We start from the raw sequence: 12,334 nt of genomic DNA, 5'->3' as shown, positions 1-12,334 counted from the left end.
CCCATGAAAGTACTGCTTTTTCACATCGGACGCGACCGCTATGGCTTGCCACTGGCCGGCATCGTGCGCGTGCTGCCGCTGCTGGAACTGAAGCAGTTGCCGCTCACGCCAGACTATGTGGCCGGCCTGATGGACTTGCATGGCGCGCCCGTGCCCGTGATCGACCTGTCGCGCCTGGCCGGCCTGGCGCCGGCGGCGGCGCAGTTCGACACGCGCATCGTCGTCGTCGACTACCGCGCGCCCGATGGCGCCACGCATGCGCTGGGCTTGCTGGCCTCGCAGGTACGCGGCATCGCCGACATCGACCCGCAAAAACTCGATGACAGCGGCGTGGCCACGGCGCCCTTCCTGGGCCAGGTGGCCAGCGACGCGGACGGCATCGTGCAACTGGTGGAACTGGAGCACTTGCTGCCGCCGGACGTGCGCGCGCTGCTGTTCCAGCGCGGGAGCGCGGCATGACGGCGCAAACCCTGCTGCGCCGCGCCACCGGCCTGTCCGTGTCGAAATCGGTGGCCGAGCGGGCCGTCGGCCAGCGCATGGAGCAAACGGGATTTGCCGATAGCGAAGCCTATCTGCAGGCCATCACGCCGGCCGAAATGACGCAGCTGATCGAGCTGGTGGTGGTGCCCGAATCGTGGCTGTTCCGCGATCCGCAGGCGTTTTACGCCACCGTCGAACTGGTGCAGGAACGCTGGGCGCGCGGGCGCGCCACGCGCATCCTGTCGATCCCGTGCGCGGGCGGCGAAGAACCGTATTCGATGGCCATGGCGCTGCGCGACGGCGGCGTGCCGAAGCAGGCCTTCAGCATCGACGCGTATGACCTGAGCCCCGGCTGCATCGAGCGGGCGCAGGCGGGCATCTATGGCCGCAACGCCTTCCGCGCGCAGGACGTGGCCTTCCGCGAGCGCTATTTCACGCACGTGGCCGACGACGCCTACCGCATCATCGACGCCTTACGCGAGCAGGTCACTTTCAGGCAGGGCAACCTGCTGCAATTCGACACGGCCACCTACAAAAAGCACTACGACGTCATTTTCTGCCGCAACCTGCTGATCTATTTTGACAAACCGACCACGCGCGCGGCCATCGCCAACCTGTCCGCCCTGCTGGCCGACGATGGCATGCTGCTGGCCGGTTACGCGGAAGTGCCGTCGTTCTGCCAGAATGGCTTCGCGCCGCTGCAGTTCCGCCAGGCCTTCGCGCTGAAGAAGGAGGCGACGCCGCCTGCGGCCGTGATCCAGGTGGCCGCCTTGCCGCCGGCGCGCGCGCTGCGCAGCGTGCCGCCCGCGCCCCGTCCCGCGCCCGCCCGCACCACTGCTGCGCCATTGCCGGCGGCGCCACGCCCCCGTCCCGTGCCCGTGCAGACACCGTCCGCGCCAACGGACCTGCTGGCCGAGGCGCGCCTGCTGGCCGACCGCGGCCTGCTGCGCGAAGCGGGTGAAAAATGCCATGCCCACCTGGCCAGGGTGCCCGAGGCGGCGGAAGCATATTTCATGCTGGGCATCATCAACGAACTGGCCGGCAAGATGGACCTGGCCGACGACTACTGGCGCCGCTGCATCTACCTGCAGCCCGACCATTACGAGGCGCTGTGCCACCTGGCCCTGCTGGCCGAACGCAATGGCAACCACACGGCGGCCACCACCCTGAAGGCGCGCGCGGCGCGCATCTACCAGCGCCGCCAGGCGTCCAACTAAGGGGAACGCATGACAACCATCATCGGCAGCGAGTCCCCTGACGCCATCGAGGATTGCTGGAACCATATCGGCGTGGTCGGCGACCAGAGCTGCCCCAAGCTGCCGGCCAACGTGCATTGCCGCAACTGCGACGTGTATGCGGGCGCCGCCCAGCGCAACCTGCAGCGCCCCGTGGACGCGCACTACCAGCAGGACTGGGCCAGCCACTTCCGCCAGCTCGGCGCGGACGGCGACGTGCGCGACAGCTCGGTGCTGGTGTTTCGCATCGGCCGCGAATGGCTGGCGCTGCCCACGCGCGTGTTCGATTCCGTCGCGCCGCAGGCCGCGCCCCATGCGCTGCCGCACCGCGGCGGGCGCGGCCTGGCCGGCATCGTCAACATCGGCGGCAAGCTGTATCCGTGCATGTCGCTGGCGCAGCTGCTGGGCATCGACGAACAGGGCGCGCCGGCGGCCAAGGGCCGCCACACGTTTGCGCGCCTGCTGCTGATGCGCTGGGAAGAACAGGCGTATGCCCTGCCCGTGGCCGACCTGCACGGCATCGTGCGCTTTTCCTCGGCCAAGGTGCAGGCGCCCGCCGCCACCATCAACAAGGGCCTGTCGCGCTTCCTGTCGGGCGTCATCACCGAGGGCGACATGCGCATCGGCTGCCTGGACACGGCGCTGATCGGCTTTCAACTTGCGAGACTACTACGATGAGCCAGGACCAGCAGGGCGACCTGAGTGCCTTTTCCATGCTGGACCTGTTCCGCATGGAGGCCGACAGCCAGACGCAGATACTGACCGATGGCCTGCTGGCCATGGAACGCCATGCGGGCGATGCAGCCGCCGTCGAATCGATGATGCGCGCGGCGCACTCGATCAAGGGCGCGGCCGCCATCGTCGGCCTGCAAGTGGTGGTGCAGCTGGCGCACGGCATGGAGGACAGCTTTGTCGCCGCCCAGCACGGCCGATTGAAACTCACGCCGGAACGGGTCGACGTGCTGCTGTCGGGCGTCGACCTGATCGTGCAGCTGTCGCGCCTGGACGACGCGGGCGCCGAAGCCTGGCTGGCCGCCAACGCGGCGCAGATCGACCAGACCCTGAACGCCATCGCCGGCATCGCCGACCTGCCCGAATTGCCGGCCCTGCCTTCGGCGCCAGCAGCGGCAGCTGCGCCAGTTGCGCCAGCGCCTGCGCCATTGCCGTCCGAAGCCGAGCCGCAAGCCCCCGTGGCCAGCGGCCTGGCGGGCGAGGAGCCGGCCGCCGCGCCGCGTGCCGGCGGTGCCGCGTCGGCGGCCAAGGCGCCGGCGCAAAATTTCGATAAATTGCTGTCGCTGGCCAGCGAATCGCGCATCAATGCGCACCAGATGCACCCGTTCATCGGCGCCCTGCAGCGCTTCAAGCGCAACCAGAGCAGCCTGTTTTCCGCCATCGAGCACCTGCACGAAGCCATTTCGCGTTCCGGCGACGCGGGCCTGATGGAAAAATCCCTGCTGGCGCTGCAAAAGACGCAGCCGCTGAAGCAGTTCATGCTCGAACACATCGCCGACATCGAAACCTATGAACGGCGCCTGCTGGCCGTCTCGCAGGGCATGGTCGATGAAGTGCTGGCGCTGCGCATGCGCCCTTTCCGCGACGGCATCCACGCGTTTCCCCGTATGGTGCGCGACCTGGCGCGCAGCCTGGGCAAGGAAGTGCAGCTGGAGATCGACGGCGAAGACACCCTGGTCGACCGCGACATCCTGGCGAAGATCGAAAGCCCGCTGAACCACATGCTGCGCAACGCCATCGACCACGGCATGGAAGGCCCGTACGAGCGCATCGAGGCGGGCAAGGAGGCGCTGGGCACGATACGCATGGAAGCGCGCCACCGCGCCGGCATGCTCAGCATCGAGATCAGCGACGACGGGCGCGGCGTCGACCTGGAAAAAATCCGCCAGTCCGTGATCGAGCGCAAGATGGCCAGCCCCGCGATGGCGGCCGCGCTGTCGCCGGGCGAGCTGCTGGAGTTTTTATTCCTGCCCGCCTTCAGCCTGAAGGCGACGGCGAATCAGCTATCAGGGCGCGGCGTGGGCCTCGACATCGTGCACGAGACGATACGCCAGCAAAACGGCACGGTGCGCCTGGAGTCCGAGCCGGGACGCGGTTTCCGCGCCCTCATCACCCTGCCCCTGACGCAGTCGATCGTGCGCGCGCTGGTGATCGACATCCAGGGCGAAGCCTATGCCATCCCCATCGTCAAGGTGGAAAGCGTGGTGCGCGTGCCGCAGGCGGCCATCCATACGCTGGAAAACAAGCAGTTCTTTGAACTCAAGGGCGAGCACCTGGGTCTCGTCTCGGCGGCGCAGGTGCTGGAACTGGGCGAGAGCGCCAGCAGCGCCGATGATTTGCCGGTGGTGGTGATCGGACGCGGCAAGCAAAGCTATGCGCTGGTGGTGGACGCCATCCGCGGCGAGCAAAGCCTGGCGGTGCAGGCCATCGACCCGATCTTCGGCAAGATGCGCGACATTTCCGCCGCCGCCCTGCTGGATAACGGCGAACCGGTGCTGATCCTCGACGTGCCCGACCTGCTGCTGTCGATCGACAAGCTGCTGCACGAAGGCGGCCTGCACCAGTTGGCGCAGGCGGGCCAGGCGCAGCAGCGCCGCGCCAAGCGTATCCTGGTGGTCGACGATTCGCTGACGGTGCGCGAGATGGAGCGCAAGCTGCTGCTGGGGCGCGGCTTCGAGGTCGACGTGGCCATCGATGGCATCGACGGCTGGAACGTGGTGCGCAGCGGAGAATATGACCTGGTGATCACCGACGTCGACATGCCGCGCATGGATGGCATTGAACTGGTGTCGCTGATCAAGAAGGATCTGCACCTGCACAAGCTGCCGGTGATGATCGTGTCGTACAAGGATCGCCCGGAGGACCGCGCGCGCGGCCTGTCCGCCGGCGCCGACTATTATCTAACCAAGGGCAGCTTCCATGACGAGACCTTGCTCGACGCGGTGGCCGACCTGATAGGAGATGCGCGTCTATGAGCTGTGTTTCATGAAAATTGCCATTGCCAACGATGTCGCGATGGCCGCCGAGGCCTTGCGCCGGGTGGTGGCCAGCACGCAGGAACACCAGGTGCTGTGGATCGCCCGCACGGGACTGGAAGCGGTGCGCATGTGCCTGGACAACCGTCCCGACCTGATCCTGATGGACCTGAACATGCCGGAGATGGATGGCGTCGAGGCCACGCGCCTGATCATGGAACAAAGCCCGTGCGCCATCCTGGTCGTCACGGGCCGCCCGCAGGACAATGTCAACCAGGTCTTCCGCGCCCTGGGCGCCGGCGCGCTCGACGTCACCGCCACGCCTGTCCTGCAGGGCAAGGTGGGCGGCGACAGCGAGCTGCTGGCGAAGATCAAGACCATCGGCAAGCTGATACGCCACAGCGCCGAAGCGCCGCCGCCGCGCCAGGCGCCCGCGAATGGCGCGGAACGGGGCGACGGCCAGGTGACGTCGCTGGTGGCCATCGGCGCGTCGACGGGCGGTCCTTCGGCCGTGGCCAGGGTGCTGTCCGGCTGGAACGCGCCGCCCGGCTGCGCCATCGTGGTGGTGCAGCATATCGATGAAACCTTCGCCTCGCACTTCGCCAAATGGCTCGATGACCAGCTGGACATGCCCGTGCGCGTGATCGCCGACGGCGACGAACTGGTGGCCGGCACGGTGCTCGTCGCCAAGACCAATGATCACTTGCTTCTAGATCAAAATTATCGTTTGAGTTACGATGCAGCACCACGCGAGTATGTTTACCGTCCGTCGGTCGACGTCTTTTTCCATTGCGTGGCACAGCATTGGCGTGGCGATGCCATAGGCGTCTTGCTGACCGGCATGGGCCGCGATGGCGGCGACGGCTTGCTGGCCATGCGCCGCGCGGGCAAGACGACCATGGCGCAAGACCAGGCCAGCAGTGCCGTGTATGGCATGCCGCGCGCGGCGGCTGAACTCGATGCGGCACAGCAAATTTTGCCTCTGGATAAGATCGGCGCCAGCCTGCGCAGCCGCCTGGGCGTCAAACTCAACAATGGGGGGGAGCCCTCCCCTAACATCTGAAAAGAATGCAATGCCAGAATTTTCCTCCAGTTTCATCCAGCACGAGCCTGCGCTGACCGAATTCAAGGTCAGCGTCCTGCTGGTGGACGACCAGTTGATTATTGCTGAGGCAATCCGGCGCATGCTGAGCGACCAGCAGGATATCGAATTCCATTACGTGACCGACGCCAGCCAGGCGCTGGACACGGCGCTGCGCCTGCAGCCCACCGTCATCCTGCAAGACCTAGTGCTGCCCGGCATCGACGGCTTCGCCTTGATCCAGCTGTACCGCGAACACGAGGCGCTGGCGCACGTGCCGGTGATCGTGCTGTCGGCCAAGGATGATCCGAAACTCAAGGCGCACAGCTTTGCCGTGGGCGCCAATGATTACGTGGTGAAATTGCCGGACCGGCTGGAATTGCTGGCGCGCATACGCTACCACTCGGCGGCCCACATCAGCCGCTTGCAGCGCGACCAGGCATTCCGCTTCCTGCGCGAAAGTCAAAAGAATCTGGCCGACGCGAATATCGAGTTGCAGAAACTGGCCGCCCTCGACGGCTTGACGGGCATCGCCAACCGCCGCCGCTTCGATGAAACCCTGCATTTCGAATGGCAGCGGGGCCAGCGCGACAAGGCGCCACTGAGCCTGCTGTTCTGCGATATCGACCATTTCAAGAGCTATAACGACCATTTCGGCCACCTGGCGGGCGACCTGGGCCTGAAGAAAGTCGCCGCCGTGCTGACAGAACACCTGAAACGCCCCGCCGACCTGGCGGCCCGCTACGGTGGCGAGGAATTTGCCCTGATCCTGCCCGAAACGGAGGCGCCAGGCGCGCTGATGATCGCCGAAGCGTGCCGGCGCCACCTGGAAGGCTTGCAGATCGAAAACCCGGCAGCCAGCACGGGCATCGTCACCATCTCGATTGGCGTGGCCACCGTCGTGCCCTCGCCCGATTCGACCATCGAGCAGCTGATCAACCGCGCCGACCGCGCCCTGTATGCGGCCAAGCGTGGCGGACGCAACAGCGTGCTGAGCGCCGATGACGTCAATGACTGATTTTTAACCGCAAGGAAAGTGAAGCATGAGCACACAACTGGACAATGTCAGCGTCGTCAAGAAATCGAATATCTACTTTGATGGCAAGTGCGTCTCGCACAACGTCATCCTGGCCGATGGCACGAAGAAAAGCGTGGGCGTGATTTTTCCGTCATCGCTGCGCTTCAATACGGGCGCGCCGGAAATCATGGAAGTCGTCGGCGGCCTGTGCAAGGTGCGCCTGGCCGACGCGACGCAATGGAACAGCTATGGCGCGGGTACGGAATTCAACATCCCGGGCAATAGCTATTTTGATATCGAAACGGTCGAAACTGTCGACTACGTTTGCCACTTCGGCTAATCTGCGCAGAAAAAACGTCCATGGCTGCATTGCACTGCCCTGAACATTTTTTCAAGCACGGATCGACTATCTAGATAAACACAGGCTCGGGCGACAGGCGCACGCCATATTTCGCCTCTACATCATCCTGTATCGCTTCCGCCAGCCGGGTAATGTCCGCGCCACGAGCGCCGCCATTATTCACCAGAACCAGCGCCTGCTTGGGATACACTCCCGCGGGCCCCAGGTTTTTCCCCTTCCAGCCACACTGATCGATCAGCCAGCCGGCCGCCAGCTTTTCCGTGCCATCGGGCTGCGCATGGTGCACGAGGGTGGGAAAGCGTTCCAGCAGGGCCGCGCATTGTTCGCGCGACACCACGGGATTCTTGAAGAAACTGCCCGCATTGCCGATCACGGCCGGGTCCGGCAATTTTCGCCGGCGGATCGCCATCACCGTCTCGGCCACCTGCTGTGCTGTCGGTTCGGCAAGATTGCGCTCGGCTACGGCCTGCGCCAGTTCCGCGTAGCGCAAGTTCGGCCGCCACTCGGCGGGCAAGGCAAACGTCACTTCCAGCACGATCAGCTCGCGGCCGTCCGCCTGCTTGAAGATGCTGTCGCGGTAGGCGAAGCGGCAGGCGTCGCGGTCCATGTCGAAGACGATGCCGCTGGCGCTGTGCATGACGCTCACCTTATGCAGATAATCCTTGATTTCAACGCCATACGCGCCAATATTCTGGATAGGCGCCGCGCCCACCGTGCCGGGGATCAATGACAGGTTTTCCAGCCCGCCCACGCCTTGGGCCAGGGTCCACTGCACGAAGTCGTGCCAGTTTTCGCCGGCCGCGGCCGTGACGAGTATCGTCTCGAAGTCCGCCTGCGCCAGGCGCATGCCGCGCGTGGCCATGTGCAGCACGGCGCCGGGAAAGTCGCCCGTCAGCACGATGTTGCTGCCGCCGCCCAGGATCAAGTGCGGCATGGCGGACAAGGCGGGGTCTTGCAGCGCAGCCTGCAATTGGGCCTGCGACGTGATGCGGACGTAAGCGGCCGCGTTGGCCGGGATGCCGAAGGTATTCAGGCGCTGGAGGGAGTAATTGTGTTCGATGGTGAGCTCTGGATGCATGGGATAGGGAAATTTTGCTCGATTATAGAGCGAAAGCGACAAAAAACCACCTCAGGACAAGGGCGACTTGCCCGTTGTCCGTTAAAATGTCGCATCTTTAACAGGGCCGTCCCATGGCGCAGAATCAGCCGCCAAGGCCCAGCGCGCCGAGCGTGCGCTCGCTTTAACAAGAAAAGGAACAGACCATGCCGTCATTTGATGTAGTCTCCGAAGCCGATATGATCGAAGTCAAGAATGCCGTCGAACAATCCAACAAGGAAATCACGACCCGCTTCGACTTCAAGGGTAGCGACGCGCGCGTCGAGCACAAGGAAAACGAATTGACCGCGTTCGCCGACTCGGAATTCCAGCTCAGCCAGGTGCGCGACGTGCTGACCAACAAATTGACCAAACGCAAGGTCGATGTGCGCTTCCTCGACGAAGGCGACATCAAGAAGATCGGCGGTGACAAGGTCAAGCAGATCATCAAGATCAAGAATGGCATCGAATCGGATGATGCGAAAAAGATCGTGCGCGTCATCAAGGACAGCAAGATGAAAGTGCAAGCGAGCATCCAGGGTGAAGCCGTGCGCGTCACGGGCGCCAAGCGCGACGACCTGCAGGCGGCCATGGCCATGCTGCGCAAGGACGTGCCGGACATGCCGCTGGAATTTAACAATTTCCGCGATTAATTTCGAGCAAGCGCGCGATCAGGCCTGCGTTCGCGCGGCATGATGGCAGGCTCCGCCTCGGAGAGCCTGCCCGCTTGGGGTAGAATTGAAGCTGTGCACAGCGACATGCACGCCCGCACGCCGGACCGGCAGCGGGCATGACCGTACATCTGGCTCAGTGATAACCACGGTAGTCTAAGGATAGCAATGAAACGTGTTGATGATTTCCGCCTGCGATTTGGCAAAAAAGAATATGTGCCCATCATGATAGGCGGAATGGGTGTGGATATTTCCACGTCGGAGCTGGCCCTGGAAGCGGCCCGGCTGAACGGTATCGGGCATATCTCCGATGCCATGGTGGAAGACGTGTCGGATCGCCGTTTCGACACCACTTTCGTCAAAGACAAGACGAAACTGTACAAGTTCAACATCAATAACAGCGACAAGGCCGTCGTGCAGTTCGACCTGGGCCGTCTGGCCGAAGCGCAGCGTCTGCATATCGGTCGCACCATGGAAGCGAAAAAAGGCGATGGCTTGATCTTCGTCAATTGCATGGAGAAGCTGACCATGAACGGCCCGCGCGAAACCTTGCGCGTGCGCCTGAACGCGGCGCTGGACGCCGGCATCGACGGCATCACCCTGTCCGCCGGCTTGCACTTCGGTTCGTTCGCCCTGATGGCGGACCATCCGCGCTTCCGCGATGCCAAGCTGGGCATCATCGTCTCGTCCGTGCGCGCCCTGCAGATTTTCCTGCGCAAGAACGCCAAGCTGGACCGTTTGCCCGACTTCATCATCGTCGAGGGCCCACTGGCCGGCGGCCACCTGGGTTTCGGCATGGACTGGGCCAATTACGACCTGCACACGATCACGGCCGAACTGCTGGCTTACCTGAAGGCGGAACAGCTGGACATCCCGCTGATCGCCGCTGGCGGCATTTTCACGGGCAGCGATGCCGTCTCCTTCCTGGAAGCGGGCGCGGCCGGCGTGCAAGTGGCGACGCGCTTTACCGTGACGAATGAATGCGGCCTGCCGCACAAGGTCAAGCAGGAATACTACAAGGCCTCGGAAGAAGACATCATCGTTAACGGCGTCTCGCCGACGGGCTACCCGATGCGCATGCTGAAAAACACGCCCGCCATCGGCGCCGGTATCCGCCCGGGCTGCGAATCGTATGGCTACCTGCTCGATGCGACGGGCAACTGTGCCTACATCAACTCGTACAACCGCGAAGTCGCTGCCCATCCGGAGCAAAAAACCGTCGTCGTGATGGACAAGACCTGCCTGTGCACGCACATGCGCAACTTCAACTGCTGGACCTGCGGCCACTATACGTACCGCCTGAAGGACACCACGCACAAGCTGGACAATGGCGAATACCAGATCCTGACGGCCGAACACGTCTTCAAGGATTACCAGTTCAGCGTCGACAACCAGATCGCCTTGCCGGAAAAAGAAATCCTGGCAGCCGGCTGAATCTGCTGAACTTGAAAACAAAAATGGCGCAGCCTTCGCAGGCTGCGCCATTTTTTTATGCCGGGAGCAGGTCCCGCAATGCCCGTTCGATGACGTCAAACGGTGGCCGCCGCAGCGGCTCTTCCTGCATGCAGGCATCCATCAGGGCCTGCAGGGCGGGCAATGGCAGCTCGGCATGCCCGATCAACTCACCGAGCAGCACGCCAAAGGCGCGCGCCTCGATGCCTTGCAACAAGGCCCCTTCAGGCGAGCCGGGCACGAACATCGAGGCGGCGCCAAAATCGCCCAGCAGGCAGGCGCCCGCGTCCGCATGCAGGATATTGTGGGCATACAGATCACCATGCACGATGCCGCGCGCATGCAGCTGGCGCACTGCCGAGGCGATGCCATGGGCAATCGCCAGCGCTTGCTGCGTACTGAAACGCAGGTCCTCGGCATACACATCACGCGTGCATGACTGCAGGCTGGGCGGACCAGCCAAGTTGCGGAAGGCCGCATCGATGAGCGGCATCACCAGCCCCATCGCCTGTTGCGGATGCGCGTCCAGGGTGCCCAGGATGGGAATCAGGCCTGCGTGGGCGCCCGCACTGACGCAGGCGGCCATCTCGCTGCGCGGCAAGCCATCGCTGGTCATCGCCCCCTTGAATACCTTCACGGCAACAGCATCCCGTCCATCCAGACGGGCCTGGTAAATGACGCCCGACGCGCCCTCGCCCAGTTGCTGCGCCAGCTCCAGCCGCGTCCAGGCCACGCCTGCGGTAGCCGCATCGGCCAGTGCCGCCAGTTCCTGCGCTTGCGTAAACGGATTGCCGGCATAGGCGAGCCAGCCCAGGCGCGGCAAGGACAACAGGACAGCGGGCAGCGCCGTGAAACGGTTGGCGGCGATGCGCACCAGTTCCAGGCGATGGCAATCGGCCAGCGAGGCGGGCAAGTGGCTCAGGCAGTTTCCCGCCAGCATGAGTTTCTGCAACTGCCCGCACTGGCCCAGCTCGTCCGGCAAGACTTCGATGCAGTTATCGGTCAGGGTCAGCCAGCGCAGCTTGGGCGGCAAGGCCGCGGCCGGCACGTGGCGGATGCGGTTGGCCTTGAAGCCGATCATGCTCAGCTCGCGGCAGGAACCGAGCACGGCGGGCAAGGTGGTAAACAAATTGTCCGAGCAGAAAATGATGCGCAGCTTGTACAGGCGCGGCAAGTCATCCGGCAGCATGGAAAGTGCGTTGCCGGACAAATCGAGAATTTCCAGGCTGTCGGCCAGGTCAAAGATCTCGGAGGGGAACTCGCTCAGGCCACACGACAGCTTCAGGCGGCGCACGCCGGCCAGTTGGCCAGCGCGTAATTGCTCCAATGTATGCACAGCAGACAAGATATCCCTTTCAAAAACCCGGCAAGCGCTGGTATCGCCAAATCCAGCGGACGTAAAAAAACCCCCACCGTATCAACGATGGGGGTTTTTTCGAATAACAAGCCTGACGATAACCTACTTTCACACTGGTTGCAGCACTATCATCGGCGCAAAGTTGTTTCACGGTCCTGTTCGGGATGGGAAGGGGTGGGACCAACTTGCTATGGTCATCAGGCATAACTTGTACGACATACTGTTCCCTGTAGGGCAACAACTGTCTGAATCTGGAAGAAGCAAAGATCGGGGTAATGAATGGTATCAACACACTCGCAACGTTGTACCGTCTTATCCTCTGTACCTGCTAAGGTTATAGGGACAAGCCGTACGGGCAATTAGTACTGGTTAGCTTAATGCATTACTGCACTTCCACACCCAGCCTATCAACGTCCTGGTCTCGAACGACCCTTCAAAGAGCTCAAGGCTCTGGGAAATCTCATCTCAAGGCAAGTTTCCCGCTTAGATGCTTTCAGCGGTTATCTCTTCCGAACTTAGCTACCCGGCAATGCCACTGGCGTGACAACCGGTACACCAGAGGTTCGTCCACTCCGGTCCTCTCGTACTAGGAGCAG

11 protein-coding genes and 2 rRNA genes are annotated in these 12,334 nt (G+C 63.3%); 9 read left to right on the top strand and 4 right to left on the bottom strand.

Annotated features, from left to right (window positions below):
- The first annotated feature begins 3 nt into the window (after window positions 1–3).
- From BM193_RS26940 to BM193_RS26910, 7 genes are read left to right on the top strand one after another with little or no spacing between them, the layout of a single operon-like run.
- Window positions 4–459: a chemotaxis protein CheW gene (locus BM193_RS26940; RefSeq protein ID WP_092804129.1), complete on the top strand. Its 456-nt coding sequence runs from the start codon at window positions 4–6 to the stop codon at window positions 457–459.
- Window positions 456–1,697 (top strand): CheR family methyltransferase, encoded by a 1,242-nt coding sequence (locus tag BM193_RS26935; RefSeq protein WP_092804126.1) that lies wholly within the window; start codon window positions 456–458, stop codon window positions 1,695–1,697. Before BM193_RS26940 ends, BM193_RS26935 begins: the two co-directional genes overlap by 4 nt.
- Window positions 1,698–1,706: 9 nt before the next feature.
- Window positions 1,707–2,393 carry a chemotaxis protein CheW gene (locus BM193_RS26930; RefSeq protein ID WP_092804123.1) on the top strand — a complete coding sequence of 229 codons (687 nt, stop codon included), beginning with the start codon at window positions 1,707–1,709 and terminating at the stop codon, window positions 2,391–2,393.
- A complete protein-coding gene (locus BM193_RS26925; RefSeq protein WP_092804120.1) occupies window positions 2,390–4,702 on the top strand; it encodes a hybrid sensor histidine kinase/response regulator in 2,313 nt (770 codons plus the stop codon). Before BM193_RS26930 ends, BM193_RS26925 begins: the two co-directional genes overlap by 4 nt.
- A 10-nt stretch (window positions 4,703–4,712) precedes the next feature.
- Window positions 4,713–5,765: a chemotaxis-specific protein-glutamate methyltransferase CheB gene (gene cheB, locus BM193_RS26920; RefSeq protein ID WP_092804243.1), complete on the top strand. Its 1,053-nt coding sequence runs from the start codon at window positions 4,713–4,715 to the stop codon at window positions 5,763–5,765.
- Between the two features lie 10 nt (window positions 5,766–5,775).
- The gene (locus BM193_RS26915; RefSeq protein ID WP_092804117.1) at window positions 5,776–6,801 is read left to right on the top strand and encodes a diguanylate cyclase; all 1,026 of its coding nucleotides are present in this window, start codon (window positions 5,776–5,778) and stop codon (window positions 6,799–6,801) included.
- Between the two features lie 25 nt (window positions 6,802–6,826).
- Window positions 6,827–7,141, top strand: a complete 315-nt coding sequence (locus BM193_RS26910; protein WP_092804114.1) for a pyrimidine/purine nucleoside phosphorylase — start codon at window positions 6,827–6,829, stop codon at window positions 7,139–7,141.
- A 70-nt stretch (window positions 7,142–7,211) separates the two neighbouring features.
- On the opposite strand, the gene murB is transcribed toward BM193_RS26910, so the two are convergent.
- Window positions 7,212–8,240, bottom strand: a complete 1,029-nt coding sequence (gene murB, locus BM193_RS26905) for a UDP-N-acetylmuramate dehydrogenase (protein ID WP_092804111.1) — start codon at window positions 8,238–8,240, stop codon at window positions 7,212–7,214.
- Window positions 8,241–8,425: 185 nt separating this feature from the next.
- Here murB and BM193_RS26900 point away from each other — a divergent pair, with 185 nt between their 5' ends.
- Together BM193_RS26900 and BM193_RS26895 are read left to right on the top strand one after the other, a co-directional pair.
- A complete protein-coding gene (locus BM193_RS26900) occupies window positions 8,426–8,911 on the top strand; it encodes a YajQ family cyclic di-GMP-binding protein (RefSeq protein ID WP_034759416.1) in 486 nt (161 codons plus the stop codon).
- A 186-nt stretch (window positions 8,912–9,097) separates the two neighbouring features.
- A complete protein-coding gene (locus tag BM193_RS26895) occupies window positions 9,098–10,363 on the top strand; it encodes a nitronate monooxygenase (RefSeq protein WP_092804108.1) in 1,266 nt (421 codons plus the stop codon).
- 55 nt (window positions 10,364–10,418) lie between these two features.
- Here the strand turns inward: BM193_RS26895 and BM193_RS26890 are convergent, their stop codons facing one another.
- The 3 genes from BM193_RS26890 to BM193_RS26880 all read right to left on the bottom strand — a co-directional run.
- Window positions 10,419–11,717 (bottom strand): leucine-rich repeat-containing protein kinase family protein, encoded by a 1,299-nt coding sequence (locus tag BM193_RS26890; protein ID WP_092804105.1) that lies wholly within the window; start codon window positions 11,715–11,717, stop codon window positions 10,419–10,421.
- A 110-nt stretch (window positions 11,718–11,827) separates the two neighbouring features.
- Window positions 11,828–11,940, bottom strand: a 5S ribosomal RNA gene (gene rrf, locus BM193_RS26885).
- 136 nt (window positions 11,941–12,076) lie between these two features.
- Window positions 12,077–12,334, bottom strand: a 23S ribosomal RNA gene (locus tag BM193_RS26880); the annotation flags it as partial.

The organism is Janthinobacterium sp. 344 (assembly GCF_900112025.1).
Classification (GTDB): Bacteria; Pseudomonadota; Gammaproteobacteria; order Burkholderiales; family Burkholderiaceae_D; genus Janthinobacterium.
This window is presented reverse-complemented; position numbering and strand designations above follow the sequence as displayed.